Origin of the sequence: Microbacterium ginsengiterrae (assembly GCF_014205075.1) — a bacterium.
GTDB classification, from domain to species: domain Bacteria; phylum Actinomycetota; class Actinomycetes; order Actinomycetales; family Microbacteriaceae; genus Microbacterium; species Microbacterium ginsengiterrae.
Genome location: NZ_JACHMU010000001.1, coordinates 1353132 through 1371281 on the forward strand (window position 1 = coordinate 1353132; position 18150 = coordinate 1371281).

The window sequence follows — 18150 nt, forward strand, 5'->3', positions numbered from 1 at the left end:
TCAGTCCTCCTCGATTGCGCGGAGCAGGGTGGTGCGCAGCAGGCGTTCCCTGTGCGGTGCGGGGAACAGCGCCTCGACCCAAGGCGGCAGGGCGAACAACTCGTCCTCGTCGACGACGTCGAGTCCCGGTGAGAAGTCGGATCCCCAGATGATCCGGTCCGGGCCGAAGGCGTCGACCGCGGCGCGAACATCGTCCATCGCTGTGAGGTGCGGATACGCGGGGTCGATGGCGTAGAGAGCCGAGAGCTTCACGAGCACGTGGGGGTGAGCGGCCAGACGGGCGAGAGCGGCGGTGCGTACCTCCCGGGGAACATCGGTGTCCACGCGGCCTGGTAGCCCGAGGTGGCTGATGAGCAGCGGCGCGTCACCGAGCGCCTCGGCTACGTGTCCGAGAGAGTCCAGGGCGTCGGGAGTCGCGTTGACGCTGAGCGGCGCGCGGCGGGATGCGAGTGCGGCCCAGACCGCCGTCGGCACCCGCCCGGCAATCGTGGCATCCGCGCCGAGGTAGAGCGAGAATCCGCGCGCCCCGCGGTCCGCGGCGTCCTGCACCTCGGCGACGGTGACATGTGAGGGGTCGATGAACCAGAAGGGCACGATCCACTCGTGCTCAGCGGCGAGCGAAAGGATGTAGTCGTTGTTTCCCGCGAACTGCTCGTCTCCCTCGTATCCGACGACGATGGCGCGTCCGACGCTGTGCCTGGCGCGCAGGCGCAGATAATCGGCCAGTTCCGCGCCGCTCTCGCGCTCGCCGGAGAAGCCGTGCTCGAACAGGTGGATGTGGGCGTCGAACCGCATCACGAAACGCACCGGTTCTGCTCGGCGCTGCGGATGATCTGTTCGGCCAGGGTGAGCCCGTTCAGCGCGTCGTCCAACGTGACCGCTGCGGGCGGGGTGTGGAAGCGAACGGCGTCGACGAACGTGCGGATCTCCTCGCGAAGAGCTCCGTGGGCGGCGTCAGGAGTGAGGGTGTCGTCGATGGCGGGCGTGGCGGCATCGAAGTCGTGCAACCGAGGGGACAGGCTGAGCGACAGGGCGCCGGCGTCGCCGATCACCTCCAGCGCGTCGGGCAACGAGCCGCTGGGGAGAGACCACGAGACCTGGAAGGACAGCGAGGCGCCGTCGGTCGTCTCCACCTCGGCCCAGACGGCGAGCGGCTGGTTGCGACCGGGCGCCTCCACCTGTCGAGCGGAGACTGTGCGCGCCGTCGCGCCGGTCAGCCAGAGGGCGAGATCGATGTCGTGGATCATCGTCATGAGGACGGGGTGGATGTCGGGGAAGAGCGTGTCGTGATCCGCGGTGCGGTGGCGGCGGAAGGACAGGGCGCGCGGCGCGCCGACCGCGCCGTGCCGCACGCGGTGACGCAGCTCCTGGTAGGCGCCGGCGAAGCGCAGGATGTGCGCCGGCATGACGAATCCTTCGGCGCGCGCGTCGGCTTCACGGAGGATCCGGCCGTCGCTCGACGTGAGCACGACCGGCTTCTCGATGAGCACACTGGCGCCGGCGTCCAATGCCGCCAGGGTGGGTGCGAGGTGGAAGGCGCCGGCGGTGACGACGGAGACGGCGTCGATGCCGCCCGACGACAGCGCGTCGTCGATGCTCTGGTGGGACGCGGTGGCGCCGACCGATTCGGCCAGCGCCGCCGCGCGCTTCTCGTCGTGATCGACGATCGAGACGAGGGTGCAGTCCCGATTCGCTGCAAAGGCACGGGCATGCAGAGTGCCGAAGGCTCCGGCGCCCACGACGGCCACTCGCACCGGTCGCTCGAGAGCGGTGGCGGACGAGTGGCCGTGCGTGGTCATATCGGTTCCTTCGATCGTGATTCAGCGGTGTCAGCAGGTCGGGTTGTAGATGTAGCGCTGCGTCTCTTCGCTGTCCGCGTTGTCCTTGTCGATGATGTACGCGGTGACGTACTCCTGGTACTCCAGGTCATCCGCGGTGATGTCGCCGTCGATCATCTTCGCGATGCGCTCGACGGAGTCGTACCCGAGCCCGTACGGGTCCTGCGCGACGAGAGCCTCATACACGCCGGCCTTGAGGTCCTCCACCTGCGAGGGGTCGGAGTCGTACGCGACGAGCTTGACCTCACCGGTGCGGCCAGCGGCCTGGATGGCGGAGGCGGCGCCGGCGGATGCCGGTGCGAGCGTCGTGTAGATGCCCTTGAGGTTCGGGTCGGTGATCGCCGCGGCGGCAATCTGCGCCGCGGTGGCCTGGTCCGCCTCGGAGTACTCGGTCGGCAGCACCGTGATGTTCGGGTACGCCTCCGCCATGCGCTCGGCGAACCCGTCTACGCGCTCCGCGTTGGCGGCGACGCCGGGGAATGAGGCGATGACCAGTACGGTGCCCTCCTCATCGATGGACTTCGCCAGCGCGTCGGCCGCGAGGGCGCCGGCGCTGATGTTGTCGGTGCGGATGTTCTGCGCCTCGACCGGCTCGTCGAGGCTTCCGTCGACGGTGATGACGGGGATGCCGTCGGCGACGATGTTGTCGACCGTCTCGATGAGGCCCACCGGGTCGGTCGGTACGAGGACGAGTCCGCCGGGCTTGGACTGGACGGCGGCGTTGATGAGCGGCGTCTGGGTCGCGAGGTCCCAGTTGGCGTCGCCCTGCCAGTCGAGATCGACATCGTACTTCTCGGCTGCGGCCTCGGCGCCGCACTGCATGACCTGGAAGTACGTCGCCGTCATCTGCGCGGCGACGAACGAGACGGTGCGGCTGTCGTTGGCGGCGGGCTCGTCCGTCTCCGCGTCAGCGGCGGTGGTGCAGCCGCTGAGTGCGAGGGCGATGGCGGCGACGCCGCCGATGACGCGTACGTGGCGCCACGGGGTGGATCGTGTGGTCACGAGGATTCCTCCATGTTCGTGCTTCGGATGTATGAGGTGGTGGGTGTTTCGGGTGTTGCGTCTGGGGTCAGGACGAGTGCGCGCGTCGGCGCTGGTCGATACCGACGGCGATCAGCAGGATCAGGCCGGTGACGACGAGCTGATAGAACGAGCCGACGCGCATGATGACGAGGCCGTTGATGAGGATCGCGGGGATGATCGCCGCGATCATCGAGCCGAGGACCGAGGCGCGGCCACCGAACAGGCTCGTGCCGCCGATGACGACCGCGGCGATCGCGGCGAGGGCATCGCCCTGGTGCCCCTGGATGTTCGTGGTGAGGAACCGAGAGATGTCGATGAACCCGACCATGCCGGCGATGAGTCCCATTAGGGCGAAGAGACGGATGCGCTGCAATTTGACGTTGATGCCTGCACGCTGGGCGGCCCGGATCGATGAGCCCATGCCGAGCGTGTGGGTACCGAAGCGGAGCTTGGTCATCATGTACCAGCCCACGATCCCGACGACGATCGCGATCACGGCGGGGACGGGGACGACGCCCAGCAGGTCGGCGGACCCGAAGTTGCGCTGCAGGTCACGCGGCAGGGCACTGACGTTCACGCCGCCGGTGACGATGTAGGCGATCCCGCTGCCGACGCTCATCATCGCGAGCGTGACGATGAAGGAGTTCACCCGGAGGATGTTCACGAGCAGCGCATTGACCACCCCGAACAGGGTTCCGGTCACGAGCGCGGCGAGCAGTCCCATGACGATCGCGACACCGACGTTCTGGTAGTTGCCGGCAAGGACCTCTTCCGGAGTCCCACCCAGCATCGTGATGACCTTCGCCGCGACGACGGAGGAGAGGATGACGTTCGCGCCGATGGACAGGTCGAGCTCGCCGGCACCGACAAGGAAGGTCATGCCCACCGCGAGGAGGATGAGCTGAGCTGAATCCAGGGCGAGGTTCCGGAAGTTCGCCGCACCGAGGAAGACGCCGTTCGGGGAGAGCACGCCGAACAGGAGGATCAGCGCCACCACGACGAGCATGATCATGAATGCCGTGGACGTGAAGACCGTGCGGAAGAACGAGGGCTCGGTGCTCGAGAAGGTGGCGGGCTCCGCGGGGGTGGCGGCGGCGGGCTTCGTTGAGAGCTTGTTGATCATCAGGCAGCCTCTTTCGGCGCGGTCAGCATGGTGGTGAGCACGTCCATGAGCTCGAGTCCTTCGGTGGGCATCTGCGCGACGACCGAACCGTGGCGCATGATCGCCATGCGGTCGGCGAATTCGATCATCTTCGGGATGTCGTGGCTCACGAGGATGACGGCGAGCCCGCGGTCCGCGGCGGCGCGGACGGCGTCGTAGACCATCGCGGTCTGCTTTGCGCCGAGGGCGGCGGTCGGCTCGTCCATGATGATGGCGGCTTTGGCCCACATCACGGCTCGCGCGACGGCAATCGCCTGCCGTTGGCCGCCGGAGAGGGCGCTGACGGGAACCGTGAGGGACGGCACCTGCGCACCGAGCAGGGTCATGGCCTCCTTCGTGCGCTGGCGCATGGCAGGCTCGTCGACCCGGCCGATGAACCGACCAGGGCCCTTCACGAGCAACTCGCGACCGAAGAAGAAGTTCTGCGCGACGGTGAGATCGGGCGCTTGAGCGAGATCCTGGTACACGATCTCGATGCCCAACTCGCGCGCCTGCCGGACGGAGCCGACCTCGACCTTGTTGCCGCGCAGCAGCAGCTCGCCGCCGTCGGCGGGGTGGACTCCGGCGATCACGTTCGCGATGGTCGACTTGCCGGCGCCGTTGTCGCCGATCAGTGCGAGAACCTCGCCCGGGTACGCCCGGAACGAAGCTCCGCGCAGTGCTTGCACGTGACCGAAGCTCTTGGTGATCGAGCGTGTCTCGATGACCGGCTCCGTCGCCGGCGCGCCGCGCTCCACTCCGATGTCGGTTTCCATCTGTCCTCCATTGACTCATCGAAACGTTCGATGTGTAATCCGTCGTTCGCTCTACCGAACGGCGTCAGTCAATCAGAAGGATGTTACGGAATCAAGACATTTGGGAGTGAAATGTTTCAACCGTGTGAAAAGTCAGACGGCGGAGGGGTACTGCTGCACGACGAGCAGCCGACCACCGTCGGCGCGCGCACGATAGATGTGCGGCTGGTCGGCGCGGAAGGTGAGCATGTCACCTGGCTCCAGCAGGCTGCTGGAGCCCTCGGGTCCTACTTCGATCAGGCCGCTCATGCAGATCGCGCGTTCGACGACCCCCACGGCGTTGCCGCGCGAGCTGCGGGTGGCGTTCGGCGCCAGCGTGACGACAGCGACCTCGACTTCGCCGGACGTGCGCCAGCCGGCGAGCAGTTGCGCGATCACCTTCGAGCCGTCGCGCGCGATGACTGGGGCGTCGATGAGCCGCCGGATCTCGGTGTCGGCGTGGGTTGTCGACGCGGTGAACAGCGAGCCGAGCGGAATGGTGAGGGTCTTCGCCAATGCCCACAGGGTGTCGAGTGACGGATTACCGTTGCCGCGCTCCAACTCGGACACCGTGGATTTCGAGATTCCCGCTTCGCGGGCCAGGGCGGATGCGCTCAGCCCGCGACGCTCCCGCCACATCCGAAGGTTATGTGCGAGCGGGGGGAGGGGCTGGCTCTGGTTCATGGTGTGGGCTATGTTACATACCAACCCATCGTTCGCTCTACCGATCGTTCCGTACCGGCCGCTCAGCGGCATCACTAGGGAGACGATTGATGAATATGGGTTCTCAGACCCGGATCACCGGCCGCATCGCACTCGCCGGCGCCGCGAAGCATCCGCATGCCGCGGCCCGCCTTCGTAAGGCGTGGTCCGCGCTGGAGTGGTTGACCGCCGAGGAGGGCGAAGGGTTGCCGGCGTCGATGCCGGCGGTGCGCCTGCGAGAGTCCTCGCTGCTGGCGGAGGGCGCGTTCCACATCGATGTGGAGACGGCCGATGTGCCAACAGTCACGATCACCGGCGGTCCCTTCTCGGGAGTGATTTACGGAGTCGAGGAGCTGATCCAGCGGCGTTCCGAGTCCGCGGGATCTGCCGTTGCGGTGGCCGCCGACAGCGTCCGTCGGGCGCCGAAAATGGCGTACCGCACGTTCTGGACGTGGGATCACTCCAGCAACTGGGAACTCAACCAGGTGGGGCACCAGGAGATCGGGGTGTTCAACTCCTACGGAAAGCCGCCGCAGGGCTTCCTGCGCGACTACAAGCGCATGGTCGATTTCTGCAGCATGAACCAGATCGCCGCGATCGTGATCTACGGGTTCTTCCGTGACAGCCACGGCGGGGTGCCTGCGGCGCAGGAGCTGTGCCGGTACGCGAACGAGCGTGGGGTGCGCATCCTTCCCGGTGTCGCGATCGGCGCCTACGGAGGCGTCTACTGGGAGGGCGATCACAAATACAACCTCGCCACCTGGCTCGATGCGAATCCGGGTTACGAGGCAGCGATGGAGCGCGGAGTCGGCTTTCAGCTCGCCGACCTGTCGTTCCCGCTCAGCTTCCCCCGCAGCGACTACACGCGCGTGGCCTGCCCCTCGGAACCCGACAACATCGCGTGGATGAAGGACGCGTTGTCGTGGCTGGTGGAGACGGTCGACGTCGGAGGCGTGAACATCGAGGGCGGCGATTACGGCGTGTGTGGTTGTGAACGATGCGTCGCGCGCAGAGGGGAGCGCGAGGCCGCAAGCCGTCGCGATCACGATGCCGAGTTCTGGTCGCATGCCGACATGGCCGACAACTTCCCCGGCCTGTACGAGGCGGCCCGAGCCGGTCGCGACGACCGGTGGATCTATTGCGAGTTGCAGTGGGACAACCTGCTCGACCCGTCGGCGCATGACCCGCTCAGCACGCTCCCGGACGGCGCGATCTATCAGCACACGTTCAACCGCTCCTATTGGAATCGGGCACGCACGGAGCTCACTCCGGCGCACGTCGACGCGCTGCCCACGTCAAGCAACGTGATCCGCGCGCAGTATGCGTGTCAATGGAACGGCGATGACCGCACTGAGCGGTACGCCTTCAATGCTCTGGATTTCGCCGAGTTGTCGAAGAAGGCCGACGAGGTGGGGATGCAGGGGGTGACGGTGTGGGGTGAGCCGTCGCCCTTCCACGCGTCGGCGGAGTTCAGCTACATGGCCTTCGGACGCTTCGGCTACGACCCATCGCTGACGTGGGAGGAGTTCGTTTCCCAGGACATCGGTGCGCGGGTCGGCGGTGCCGCAGCCGCCGAGAGCTTCGTCGCACTCATGCAGGAGCTCGACAGCAGTCCCGAGCTGGACGACGCTCGTCTGCGCGCGATCCGCGATGAGGCGCTGGACGGTGCGCAAAGCCAGACCGGCGACGGCGTGCGCCGCTGGCTTTGGCTCGCGGACCGCGCCAACCAGCGCGTCTACATGGGTTACTGACGCCGACGCGGGTCGGGTCTTCGGGCGAGAAGGCCCGACCCGCGGTCAGGATCGAGGCGGACGCCGTGCTCGATTGACGCGGCGACATCTGGAAATCGTCGCTCGGTGGAGCCTCTAGTGTCGGAGTCGGCCGAAAACGCGTTCCAGAGCGGAGTTCCTGAATGACCTCGACCACCACGTCCACACCCGAGAAGCCCGGTCTCGCCCGGCGCTTCTTCGCGTTCCCGCTGGTCTGGCTTCTCATCGGCGGGCCGGTGATCTTCCTCTTCTTCGGGCTGCTCAACGGTCTCGCGCACGACCTGATCACGCCGGTCCGTGTCATCGTGACGTTCGCGGGCATCGCGGCGGTCATCGGGTTGTACGTGTTGACGATGCGAAAGCTCGCACGTCGCCGCACGCCGGAGCTGCGGTGGGTGGGCGGACGAGAGTTCCTGCTCGGCGGCGCGGTCGGCGCCGGCTTCATCCTGGCGTCGGTGATGATCGTGGCAGCGCTCGGCGGCTACACGGTGACGTGGGAACCGGTCGATGTCGTCAACACCGTGGTGCTCGGGATCGTCGTGAGCCTGGGTGCTGCCGTCGCGGAGGAGCTGGTGTTCCGCGGTCTCGCGCTGCAGGCGATGGAGGCGCTCTTCGGGCCATGGGTGGCGATCGCGATCACCGCATTGCTGTTCGGCGGCATGCACATCATGAACCCCGGCGCCACGCTGTGGAGCAGCATCGCCATCGCGATCGAGGCCGGCGTGCTGCTCGGCGCGGCTTTCGTGTGGCGCCGCAATCTGTGGTTCGCGATCGGACTCCACTTCGCGTGGAACGCGATCCAGGGTCTGTTCGGCATCCCGGTGTCGGGTGAGCGCAGCCCCGGACTTTTCGTGACGACGGTGCACGGTGACGCCTGGCTCACCGGTGGCGACTTCGGTGTCGAGGCATCCGTCATCTCCGTCGGCCTGAGCATCGTGATCTCGACCCTGATGATCGTCGCGGCTGTCCGGGCGCGTGCCAGAACGGCCGCGACGACGGCGCGATAGAGGGCGGTGCGCTCAGGCCGGAGGCCAGTGCGGATGCCGGGCGACAGCAGCGCGCGCGGTGAGGTCGGCCATCACGCGTGACCCCGGCGCATCCAGCCCCAGAGCGCGAGCGAGTTCCAGCGCGAGCACGGCGTGGCCGGCCGCGCTCGGGTGGAACGCGTCGTCGAGCAGACCCCACGGCATCCCCTCGTTTCCGGGGCCGGTACCTGCGGAGAACTCCGCGAACACGGCGAACTGGTCCACCAGCAGCACCTGTTCGCGCACTGCGACGTCCCGCATCGCCGAGGCGAACTCGCCCAGCCGTGCCCGATCGGGCGCGTGGGCGAGGTCGGCCGCCGGTGGCGTCTGCAGCACCGGGATCGCACCGAGCTCACGCACCCGCGCCACGAAGCGCGCGATGTCCCCGTCGAACTCCGCCGGCTCCACGACGGGCGAGACCCACTCGGTCGAGCAGTCGTTGGTTCCGATCATGAGCGTGACGACGTCCGGACGCCACCGGGCCACGCGCCGCTCGAAGTCCTCGAGGATCAACGGGATGCGCCAGCCGGTGATGGCGGTGTTGACGACGACATCCTGCACCCGCCCGAGATCTCCACGGATCAGCTCATGCAGGTGGTCGACGTAGTTTCGAGCTCCGCGGGTGTGGATGAGGCCGTGCGTGATCGAATCGCCCGTCATCACCCACATCAGCGGTCGGCCAGAGCCCAGCGCATCCCGCAGCCGTTCGGCATCGGTCACCGCCGCACCTGCAGCTCCACATCGATGAACCGCGGCCGGTAGATCGATGCGTCGTCGTAGACGTCGCCGACGTTGTCGAAGGTGTTGACGTTGTAGGTGACGAGGAGGCGGTTACCCGTCCGCAGATTCGGATGCTCGTGGGCGTTGTACGTGAACACATCGGCGTCGCCGTAGCTCCCCGCAAGCCCCGTCTCCGGCGTGCGGTACAGCTCGACCGGCTCGGAGAACGGGCCCGTCGGCGAGCACCCGGTGCGTGCGACGATCCGCGTGCTGAACAGCTCGGAGGTGTCCTGCGTGATGAGCAGATAACCATCTCGGTACTTCGCCACGCTGAACTCATTGGCGACGTAGGGGACGACCGGCACGGCATCCGTCTCGTCCGCCACCCAGTCCGCGCCGTTCCAGAACGTCCATTCGCCGGCGAGGCGATCCATGCCCGTCGTCCGCGCGACGTACGACGACCGCACGCCCTCCGGATCGGCGATCCCGTAGATGTACGTGTGGTTCCCCTCCTCGAGAGTCCACGAGCCCCAGTTGATGCCGGTCGCCGACGGCAGATCGACGATCGACTCCAGTTGGAGCGAATCGCCGTCGAGAGTGGCGAGACGGTTGGCGGTCCACTGGAAGTCGAAGCTCCCCGTCCCTGTCCTCTCGAACTGCAGCAACGGCACCTGTACCGTGCCGCGCGGACCGTCGGCGGGGTCGCCGATCCAGTACCAGCGGCCGTCCGGCTCCGGCGGAATGATGCCCACCGGGGCATCGGGGGTGCCGCCCGTGACGGTGCTCAGCCCCTTGCTCGTCTGCACGACGACCGAGTTGTTGACGAACGGCGAGCCAGCCGGGCGCGAGCCGTCCGGGTTCACAGTGCCGAGGAACGAGTCGGAGAAGAACCACCCTGTCCTGCCGCCCTTCAGCGGCAGCGTGTAGGTGCTGTCGCCTCCGGTCCACGCGCCGCCGGTCTCGGCGTACGTCGTGAACTGCTCCGTCAGCGGTCCGTTGACCGATGCCGTCGCCGTGAGCGTGGCGCCTGCCAGCGAGCACTGGCCGTCGCCGTGTCCCGCCGGTGCGACCGCGCTCGCCGGTGCGGCCAGCAGGCCTCCCGCCAGGACGGATGCCGCCGTCGCGATCGCCGCGATGTGTTTTCTGTTCCTCATGAGCACTCCCTCGTGTTCGGTGTCGGATCTCGGTCTCGGATGCTGTGCGGTATGGATCTCGTCGGTCATGCGTGACGACAACCGACGGAACTCATACCGGCTGCGTCGCGGCCGGGGCGACTCGTCCGTCGGCGTGGATGTCGTAGGACGCGTCGCCCACCCGGAGGCCGCGCAACACGGCGGTCGGATCGAGCGCGGCGACGGATCCTGCGGCGGTCACGGTGCCGTCGAGTGCGACCGAGACGCCGAACAGCGCCTCGATGACGAGCTCGGTCCACGCCCCGGCGGACGAGCAGGCCCAATCGATGATGTAGGGCAGTTGCGGTGGGGCCTTCCGTGCGCCGCCGTTGATGCCGGGTACCGCTTCCTCCACGAAGTGCGCCTGGCCCATCGGGCCCTGGTTCGCTGTCTTCGCAAGCCCTTCGATCCAGTCCGTGAGCACCTCTGGTGCGCCGAGTGCGGCGAGGGCGCGACCGGCATCCGCCGGCCATGCGGGGTACGCGCCGTTCCACTGGTGGTCGGGGCGCACGCTGTAACTGGCGTCCGGGTCCCACGGCGACAGTGCGCGCAGCCAGTTCTCGGTCTGCAGCTCGCGCTGGAAGAAATCGACCATCTCGGCGCGGACCTCGGGGGCGAGGTCGTCGGCGATCGTCGTGCCGACGACGCTGAAGTCGTAGCAGTGCCGCACCGGAAGGAGGGTGCCGTCCGGCTGGCCGGCGGCGAAGATGCCCTCGCCGGGCAGGTAGCGCGCGATCACCGATGGGAGGAGTTCCTCCGCCGACCGCCGAAGCTCCGCTGCCGTGGACTCGTCGCCCTCGAGCTCGACGATCGAGGCAGCGGTGCGCATGTTCCACACGTTCGCGGCGTTGAGGCCGGCCACCTCGTGCGTGTACGAGCTGACGCATTCCAGCAGGTTGTCGATCTCGCCGTAGTCCGCCAGCTCCGTGTCGTTCCTCAGCGCCTTCCAGGCGGTCGCCCACTCGCGCACCGACGCGCCCACCGTCGTGTCGGCGACCCGTTCGGAGAGGAACGCGATGTCGCCGGTGAGACGCACGTAGTCGTGGACGAGTCGGATCATCGCGTAATCGTTGACGGAGTACCACCGGCCGACCGGTCCGCCGGTGACCGACGAGGTGCCGAAGTGCGAGTGGATATCGAGCGAGATCCAGTGCAGGAGTTGGCGGCGCATCTCGGCGGGGTCGAGCAGAGCGTGGCTGAGGGAGCTCAGGCTGTAGTCCCAGATGAACGTCGTCGTGCCCCAGTAGTTGGGCATGAGTGTGTCGTAGGAGCGGCCGAGGATGTTGCCCTCCCAGTCGCGGCGGAACCAGATGACGCCGAGTGCCGCCCACCAGTAGATCTTCCGCAGCGGTTCCGATGCCGTCTCCAGCACGGGCAGCGCGCCGGAGAACTCGCCACTGCCCGGGGTGAAGGCGGCCTCGAGTTGCCTGTTCCAGAATTCCTCGGCAGCGACGACTGTGCCCGGTACGTCGGCGGCGAGCTCTGTGAAGGTGCGGCGCGCGGCGTCCTCTGCCGTACCGATTGCCTGCACGTACCCGGTCCGCGTCGTGCCGCCTGCGGGCAGGTCGAGCACGACGGTGAGATCGCCGCCGCGGCCGTTTCCGCCGATGCCGACCTCCAATTCCGCAGGCAATGCAGCCACGCCGCTGAGAGCCGCCTCGCCGCCTACGATCCCCTGGATGCTCCAGGCCGCGGAGTCGGGGGAGGAGAACTCGATCGTGCCGTCGGCGACGGTCGCGGCATCCGTCTGGGAGGGCGACTCGGCGTCCAGCCAGGCGTCCGCCGACCTCGTCACGCGGGCCGCGGCGGACAGGCCGATGGCCACCGAGCGCGCGGGTCCCGCGTTCGAGACGGCGATGTCGATCGCCACGGCCGTGCGGCCGGGGACGCAGACCGTTGTCGTCTCGATCGTCAGGTCGCCGAGCACCGCACGACGCACGACCCGATCCGGTCGCCATTCGTGCGTGACGGGCACGCCGTATGAGGCGAACAGGCGCCCGTCGACGAAGAGCGCCGCGGTCTGGGTGAGGCCCTGCGACACCGGCGGGAACTGCACCGCCGAAAGCGCGGTGAGATCGTGGTCGACGCGCACCGTGCCGAGCATGTTCGTCAACCCGGCCGGGGCGATCATGTCGTCGTACAGATGGGTGACAGGGTCGGCGGCGAGGTCGTCGACGGTGGGGATCAGCGAGGTCATGATGCCTTTCAGTACTGGCCGAGGGCCAAGCCCTTGTTGAAGAATCTCTGCGTGCACAGGAACAGCACGACGGTCGGCAGGGAGACGATCACTGCTGCCGCGAGCACCGTCGACATCTGTGCGCCGCCGTACGTGCTCTGCATGCCGGAGAGCGTCGTGATGATGGGGCGTACGTCGTCGGACTGGCTGAGGGTCAGACCCAGCAGCAGGTCGTTCCAGACGAAGGTCGCCTGCAGGATGAAGATCGCCACGAGCGCACTGGATGCCATCGGCAGGTACATGCGCGTGAAGATCTTCCAGGTCGTCGCGCCGTCGAGCACCGCGGCCTCGAACGTCGAGTGCGCGACCCCGGTGAAGAAGTTGCGCATGACGAACGCCGAGAACGGGATCGAGATGACGGTGTAGATGATCACCATGCCGAACCGGGTGTCGAACATCCCGGTACGGGAGTACGCATCGAACAGAGGCAGCAGGATCATCTGCAGCGGGAACACGGACCCGCCGAAGATGACGACGAACCACGTGAATCCGTGCCTGAGCCGAAGCGCGACGATGGCGAAGCCCGCCGCCGCACCGACAAGCACGGCGATCGTCGGCGACACGATGGAGTAAATCAGTGTGCTGACGATGCTGTCGCCGAGTCCGGACAGTTCAAAGGCGGCGGCGAAGTTCTCGAGCAGGTGGAAGTCGGTGGGGATCCAGGACTCCTTCGAGGTGAAGGTGAGCGGATCCTTGGCGGCATTGACGATCAGCAGATACGCGGGCATGAGCCAGACCAGACCGAGGACGATGAGGATGCCGTAGCGGAGTGACTTCATGTCAGATCTCCTTCTTGGGAGAGAGCTGCTGGCGCAGGTAGGTCACGGAGGCGACCAGGGTGATGACGGTGAGGAACACGGCGATCGCAGAACCCAGCCCGTAATCGCTGTTGACGAAGGTCTCCTTGTACATCGTCAGCGCGAGCGTCTCCGAGACGGTCCCCGGCCCGCCCTTGGTCATGCCCCAGACGATGTCGAACGTCTTCAGGCTCGCGACGATCGAGAGGCCGACGACCACGGCCGTGAGCGGACGCAGCATCGGCCAGAGGATGCTGGCGAACAGACGCACGCCGTTGGCCCCGTCGATGCGAGCCGCTTCGAGTGGTTCCTTGGGGATCGCCTGCAAACCGATCGTGAACAGCAGCGCGTTCACGCCGACGCCCTGCCAGGCAGCGGCGAAGATCATGACGACGGTGTTGAGCGGAGCATCCAGCAGCCATCGCGGCGGATCCAGGATGCCGAACGCAGCGAGAGCCTGGTCGAGCGCCCCGCCGGAGGAGAGTATGAACGACCACACCACGCCGACACCGATGCCGGAGAGCGCGTACGGGATGAGGAAGGGAAGACGCAGCCAGATGCCGCCACCGAGGTTCCAGGTGAGCAGAGCCACGCCCAGGCCGATGCCCACGGGGATGATCAGGGTCCCGACCACCCAGAGCAGGGTGTTCAGCGACGAGGTGACGAAGTCCGCGTCGGTGAACATCTCGACGTAATTGTCGATCCCGATCCAGTCGGGGCTGCCGAGACCGTTGTAGTCGGTGAAGCTGAGGTAGATCGTCCACAGCAGCGGCAGGTAGAGCAGCACCGCGATGAGCAGCACGCCCGGGGCGATGAAGCCCCGGGCGGACCACTGATACGGCGTCTTCTGATGCGCCATCCGGGCCTTACTCCTGCTCTGCCCAGTACTTGTCGGCCGTGGCCTGGATCTTCTCCAGGAACGGCACGGGGTCGCCAGGGTTGGCGTTGAACGCGCCGAACTGCTCGATCGCGGTGGTCACGATCGCGGTGGGCATCGCCTCGAAGAAGCGGTCGTAGAGCTGGTAGTCGTCGCCGGCGATCTGCGAGCCGATCTCCGCGAGCACCGGGTCGGCGACGGTCGTCTTCGGGTTGAATGCGACGTCACCGTGGGCGGCGTTCCATGCGGTCTGCGCGCTCTCCGACATCCACCACTCGGAGTAGGCGAGCCCGAGGTCGCGCTGCGAGGAGTTCTCCGCGACGCAGATGGGACCCGACTCGACGGCGACGGGGGTCTTGTCCAGGTCGTCGTTGACGGCGGGGATGGCGAACATGCCGTAGTCGTCCTCCGTCATGCCGGCCCCGGCGAGGTTGCCGGCGAAGAAGGTGCCGAAGTTGATCATGGCGAAGTCGCCCTGCTTGAGGCCGACGGCGGGGTCAGTGCTGCTGCCGGCGTCGCTGAACCAGCCGTTCTCGTGCTCCTCGAGCCAGAGGTTCATGATGTCGACGATCTCGGGGTCGGTGTACTTGACGTCACCCGTGGTGAGCCCGGCGTACAGATCCGGGTCGCTGGACGCGACGAGATGCTGGAACCACTGGAACGTGAACAGCACGCTGCTCTGCTGGTACGGGGTGACGCCGGCGGCCTTGAGGGTGGCGGCCGCGTCGTCGAGCTCGTCCCACGTGGTCGGCACTTCGATGCCGTTGTCGGCGAAGGCGGCCTTGTTGTAGAACATGACCCAGTAGGCGATGTTCATCGGCACGCAGTACTGCTTGCCGTCGAACGTATAGCCCTCGGCGAGGTCCTCGCTCACCCAGCCCTCATCGATCGCGTTCGCCCAGATGTCGCTCGTCTCGGCGATGAGCCCCTCGTCGACGAGTTCCTTGAGCGATTCGCCTGTGTGCCAGGTGAACAGACCGGGGGACTTGTTCGTGCGGAAAGACTGCTTGATGAACGCGTCGTATTGGTTCGCGTCCGAATATCCGGTCGTCTTCAGGGTGATGTCGACGTCCGCACCGCTGGTGTCGTTGAGCGATTCGAAGTCGGGTTTCCATGCGGCCTTGTCCGTGTAGAAGTTCAACGTGCCGGTGGTTTCGCCGCCGCCTCCTCCTGATCCGGATCCGCCGGAGCAGCCGGCCAGGGCTGCTCCGGCCACGACGAGGCCGGTGACGGCGATGGCGATCTTGCGGCGCGAGATCATGAGAACTCCTTCGTTCAGGTGGTGCGGTGTCGGGGTGTGCTGTGTGTTCAGTTGTCGGATGCGCGGGAGCCGCGGACGTACGCCTTGATGGTGGCGAGGCGAGGACTGCGGGTGTTCTCCGTGCGCTCGATGCGGTAGGCGCCGACGGCGGCGGGGACGATGAACGTCTCGGCATAGTGGACGACGTACGGCTCGAACGCTCCGGTCGGGCTCACCACCCGTGCTTCATCCCCCTCCACGAGGTTGAGCACGTTGACGGTGCCGTCGGTGTCGTGATCGGCGCCCTGGGTGAACCAGTGCCGACGGGTCTCGATGAACTCGAGCGCATGCAGCCCGGTGCGTTCCTCGGTGACACCGGTCACATCGTCGACGTGGAGGGTCTCGACCTGATCGATGAGGTTCTCCTCGACCCAGTCGGTGTCGCGATCCCACTGGATGTTGCGGGAGCCGTGGGCGAGGTGGACGGGACGCGGGATGCCGTCGAGCCCGACGCGACCCCAGTCCCACAGCTTGAACGTGAAGATGAACGGGGTGGCCGAGATCTCGAGCACCATCGAGTTCGCGCCGGACGCGTGCACCGTACCCGCAGGGATCGCAAAATGGTCGTGTGCGCGGGCGGGGTATGCGTTGACGTACTTCTCGGCAGGGAAGGGCACCTCGCCCTGCTGTGCGGTGGTGAGATCGGCGAGCATCGCGTCACGGTCGGTGCCGTTCTTGGTGCCGAGGTAGACGACCGCGTCGTCACCGGCATCCAGCAGGTAATAGCTCTCGTCCTGCGTGTAGGGCATCCCGAACGTGTCGCGGATGTAATCGGTGAGCGGGTGTACCTGCAGGCTGAGGTTGCCGCCGTCCATGGTGTCGAGGAAGTCGAATCGGATCGGGAACTCGGCCCCGAAGCGGGCGAACGTCTTCGCGCCGAGCAGCTCGACGGGCTGCGAGAAGACGAGGTCGAGGGAGGGGATCTCGATGACGCCGCCGTCGCCCTCCAGCAGGAGCGAGTTCTCCTCCGGCACGCAGTCGAAGCACCACGCGTAGTTGTCCTTGGACGGGTCGAGGCCGATGCGGTTCTTCATCCACTGGCCGCCCCAGACTCCGGGGTCGAAGAACGGCACGACGCGGAAGGGTCGGGTGGCGGCACCTCGGAGCGCGGAACGGAACGCATCGCCGGAGATCATCCCGGCCTCGGGGGATTCGGCGTGCGGCTCGGCGGGGGCGATCGCGTTGCCGTCGACGACGAAGTCGACGGTGTCGAAGAGAGCGCGCTTGTGGCGGTCGGCGACGCGCCATTCGACGAAGAAGCCCCGCTTGTACTTGCGGAGGATGTCCTCCCCGGCGTTGTCGGCGCGCCAGTTCGTCGCCCCGGCCCGAAGGCGCAGCTGGATCTCCCAGCGGGCCATGTCGACGAGAATGGTGGCGGTGTCGGCGAGGTGATCGGCGAGGAGGGCGGCGCCCCAGCCGACCACGACGGTGTGCTCCCCGATCCGGTCGGCCGTCTCGGCGAGGCGCTCCTGGTCGTAGAAGTCGGCGAGGGTGAAGTGGCTCATGATGCCGAAGACTCGGTCGTCGGTGAGGTTCGGCGCGATGAGCTGCTCGACCTCGGCGACGGGCCGCGCTGCCTCCTCGACGTCCACGATCGTCCACTCCGGCAGAGCGGCGCGGATCTGCGCGGTGAGCGCGGGGATGTCGACGCCCGGGTACGTGTCGACCAGCAGAGTCGTCGCGGTTTCGGCGGCGGCTTGCCAGGCGGCCGCTCCGCGGAGGATGCGCTCGCCGCTGGGGAGCGGCACCGTGGGCTGGGTGTCGTAGCGGCCGCGTTCGGTGTGTCCCTCGTGCATGTCGCTGATCGGCGTGGTCACTGATTCTCCTGGTCTTTCTCGGTGGGGGTCTGCGTGCGGCGGGCGAGCGTGCTCAGCCCGCGCGCGACGGAGTACTCGGGCTCCGGCGGAATAATGAAGCGCGGGGCAGTCATCGACGGCCAGAGATGTTCGCGGACGTGGGTCTCGATCGGCCCGCTGACCGCGGCTCCGGCGCGGAGAATGCCGCCGGAGAGGATCACCGCCCGCGGGTCGTACATGTGGATGAGAGTGACGACCGTGGCGCCCCAGACGTGCAGGAAGCCCGCGCGGACGTCAGCGTGGGCTTCCCCCGCGAACACCTCGCGCATGGTCGCCGCTTCCTGCGGGTCGTCGAGCGAAGAAGACGCGGCCTCCGAGCCCCCATTCCGCAACGCCCAGGTGCTCGCCAGGGCCTCTGCGCACCCCACGTTCCCGCACGGGCACAGTGGGCCGTAGATGTCGGTCGTGACGTGGCCGCCGAGGATGCCGGCGTGACCGCTGACGCCGCGCAGCGGTACGCCGTCGATCATGGCCGCCGTTCCGATTCCGGTGCCGAGGGTGACGAGCACGGCGTCGCGCGTTCCGGCAGCCGAACCGGTGGACGTCTCGCCGATGAGGGCGGCACGGGCGTCGTTCTCGACGACGGCGGGAACACCGAGCTGGTCGTAAGCCCAGGCACTGAGGTCGAACTCGTTGAGGAAGGCGTACTTGTCGTTGGCGTGCAGCATCCGAGCGGATGCCGGGTCCACGACGCCGGGCACCGCGATGCCGACCGCGGTCGGCATCGCGCCGCAGCTCGAGAGCAGAGCACGAGACGCCGTGACCGCAGCGTTCAGGTCGCGGGCATCGCCGGTGACGGGGAGGCGGTCGGTGGCGAGGACGCGCACGCCGTCGATGGCAGCGAGCTTGATCTCGGTTCCGCCGAAGTCGATGCACAGCTCCATCGCGTGTCCTCCCTGA

Annotated in this window: 16 protein-coding genes; 2 read left to right on the forward strand and 14 right to left on the reverse strand. The window is 67.3% G+C overall.

The features are described from left to right. From HD600_RS06790 to HD600_RS06815, 6 genes are all read right to left on the reverse strand, one after another. A complete protein-coding gene (locus tag HD600_RS06790; protein ID WP_184282463.1) occupies nucleotides 1–807 on the reverse strand; it encodes an amidohydrolase family protein in 807 nt (268 codons plus the stop codon). Further along, nucleotides 795–1799 carry a Gfo/Idh/MocA family protein gene (locus HD600_RS06795; protein WP_184282465.1) on the reverse strand — a complete coding sequence of 335 codons (1005 nt, stop codon included), beginning with the start codon at nucleotides 1797–1799 and terminating at the stop codon, nucleotides 795–797. Before HD600_RS06795 ends, HD600_RS06790 begins: the two co-directional genes overlap by 13 nt. Before the next feature lie 30 nt (nucleotides 1800–1829). Next, a complete protein-coding gene (locus HD600_RS06800) occupies nucleotides 1830–2840 on the reverse strand; it encodes a substrate-binding domain-containing protein (RefSeq protein WP_184282467.1) in 1011 nt (336 codons plus the stop codon). Between the two features lie 67 nt (nucleotides 2841–2907). Next, nucleotides 2908–3984 (reverse strand): ABC transporter permease, encoded by a 1077-nt coding sequence (locus HD600_RS06805; RefSeq protein WP_184282469.1) that lies wholly within the window; start codon nucleotides 3982–3984, stop codon nucleotides 2908–2910. Then, complete coding sequence (locus HD600_RS06810) at nucleotides 3984–4778, reverse strand: ATP-binding cassette domain-containing protein (protein WP_144794162.1); 795 nt, start codon at nucleotides 4776–4778, stop codon at nucleotides 3984–3986. Before HD600_RS06810 ends, HD600_RS06805 begins: the two co-directional genes overlap by 1 nt. A gap of 132 nt (nucleotides 4779–4910) precedes the next feature. Next, the gene (locus HD600_RS06815) at nucleotides 4911–5480 is read right to left on the reverse strand and encodes a helix-turn-helix domain-containing protein (protein WP_184282471.1); all 570 of its coding nucleotides are present in this window, start codon (nucleotides 5478–5480) and stop codon (nucleotides 4911–4913) included. Between the two features lie 95 nt (nucleotides 5481–5575). Here HD600_RS06815 and HD600_RS06820 point away from each other — a divergent pair, with 95 nt between their 5' ends. Together HD600_RS06820 and HD600_RS06825 are read left to right on the forward strand one after the other, a co-directional pair. Then, complete coding sequence (locus HD600_RS06820; RefSeq protein WP_184282473.1) at nucleotides 5576–7249, forward strand: hypothetical protein; 1674 nt, start codon at nucleotides 5576–5578, stop codon at nucleotides 7247–7249. Nucleotides 7250–7410: 161 nt separating this feature from the next. Further along, nucleotides 7411–8274 (forward strand): CPBP family intramembrane glutamic endopeptidase, encoded by an 864-nt coding sequence (locus tag HD600_RS06825; protein ID WP_184282475.1) that lies wholly within the window; start codon nucleotides 7411–7413, stop codon nucleotides 8272–8274. A gap of 12 nt (nucleotides 8275–8286) precedes the next feature. On the opposite strand, the gene HD600_RS06830 is transcribed toward HD600_RS06825, so the two are convergent. From HD600_RS06830 to HD600_RS06865, 8 genes are all read right to left on the reverse strand, one after another. Then, nucleotides 8287–9012, reverse strand: a complete 726-nt coding sequence (locus HD600_RS06830) for an SGNH/GDSL hydrolase family protein (RefSeq protein ID WP_338402170.1) — start codon at nucleotides 9010–9012, stop codon at nucleotides 8287–8289. After that, nucleotides 9009–10166: a glycoside hydrolase family 183 protein gene (locus HD600_RS06835; protein ID WP_206705698.1), complete on the reverse strand. Its 1158-nt coding sequence runs from the start codon at nucleotides 10164–10166 to the stop codon at nucleotides 9009–9011. Before HD600_RS06835 ends, HD600_RS06830 begins: the two co-directional genes overlap by 4 nt. Before the next feature lie 91 nt (nucleotides 10167–10257). Then, entirely contained in the window at nucleotides 10258–12381 is a 2124-nt protein-coding gene (locus HD600_RS06840) for a glucosidase family protein (protein ID WP_206705699.1), read from the reverse strand. Nucleotides 12382–12389: 8 nt separating this feature from the next. Further along, nucleotides 12390–13199 carry a carbohydrate ABC transporter permease gene (locus HD600_RS06845; protein WP_184282478.1) on the reverse strand — a complete coding sequence of 270 codons (810 nt, stop codon included), beginning with the start codon at nucleotides 13197–13199 and terminating at the stop codon, nucleotides 12390–12392. A 1-nt stretch (nucleotide 13200) separates the two neighbouring features. Further along, nucleotides 13201–14076 (reverse strand): carbohydrate ABC transporter permease, encoded by an 876-nt coding sequence (locus tag HD600_RS06850; RefSeq protein ID WP_184282480.1) that lies wholly within the window; start codon nucleotides 14074–14076, stop codon nucleotides 13201–13203. A gap of 7 nt (nucleotides 14077–14083) precedes the next feature. Beyond that, on the reverse strand, nucleotides 14084–15355 hold the full coding sequence (locus tag HD600_RS06855; RefSeq protein ID WP_184282482.1) for an ABC transporter substrate-binding protein: 1272 nt from the start codon (nucleotides 15353–15355) through the stop codon (nucleotides 14084–14086). A 47-nt stretch (nucleotides 15356–15402) separates the two neighbouring features. Beyond that, nucleotides 15403–17211: a class I mannose-6-phosphate isomerase gene (locus HD600_RS06860; protein ID WP_184282484.1), complete on the reverse strand. Its 1809-nt coding sequence runs from the start codon at nucleotides 17209–17211 to the stop codon at nucleotides 15403–15405. After that, nucleotides 17208–18134, reverse strand: a complete 927-nt coding sequence (locus tag HD600_RS06865; RefSeq protein WP_184282486.1) for an ROK family protein — start codon at nucleotides 18132–18134, stop codon at nucleotides 17208–17210. Before HD600_RS06865 ends, HD600_RS06860 begins: the two co-directional genes overlap by 4 nt. Nucleotides 18135–18150: the final 16 nt, after the last annotated feature.

Bases quoted from the DNA above. Each gene is read 5' to 3' on its own strand.
- HD600_RS06795 (WP_184282465.1), bottom strand. From the start codon at position 1,799: ATGACCACGCACGGCCACTCGTCCGCCACCGCTCTCGAGCGACCGGTG.
- HD600_RS06805 (WP_184282469.1), bottom strand. From the start codon at position 3,984: ATGATCAACAAGCTCTCAACGAAGCCCGCCGCCGCCACCCCCGCGGAG.
- HD600_RS06810 (WP_144794162.1), bottom strand. From the start codon at position 4,778: ATGGAAACCGACATCGGAGTGGAGCGCGGCGCGCCGGCGACGGAGCCG.
- HD600_RS06815 (WP_184282471.1), bottom strand. From the start codon at position 5,480: ATGAACCAGAGCCAGCCCCTCCCCCCGCTCGCACATAACCTTCGGATG.
- HD600_RS06820 (WP_184282473.1), top strand. From the start codon at position 5,576: ATGGGTTCTCAGACCCGGATCACCGGCCGCATCGCACTCGCCGGCGCC.
- HD600_RS06825 (WP_184282475.1), top strand. From the start codon at position 7,411: ATGACCTCGACCACCACGTCCACACCCGAGAAGCCCGGTCTCGCCCGG.
- HD600_RS06835 (WP_206705698.1), bottom strand. From the start codon at position 10,166: ATGAGGAACAGAAAACACATCGCGGCGATCGCGACGGCGGCATCCGTC.
- HD600_RS06840 (WP_206705699.1), bottom strand. From the start codon at position 12,381: ATGACCTCGCTGATCCCCACCGTCGACGACCTCGCCGCCGACCCTGTC.
- HD600_RS06845 (WP_184282478.1), bottom strand. From the start codon at position 13,199: ATGAAGTCACTCCGCTACGGCATCCTCATCGTCCTCGGTCTGGTCTGG.
- HD600_RS06850 (WP_184282480.1), bottom strand. From the start codon at position 14,076: ATGGCGCATCAGAAGACGCCGTATCAGTGGTCCGCCCGGGGCTTCATC.
- HD600_RS06855 (WP_184282482.1), bottom strand. From the start codon at position 15,355: ATGATCTCGCGCCGCAAGATCGCCATCGCCGTCACCGGCCTCGTCGTG.
- HD600_RS06865 (WP_184282486.1), bottom strand. From the start codon at position 18,134: ATGGAGCTGTGCATCGACTTCGGCGGAACCGAGATCAAGCTCGCTGCC.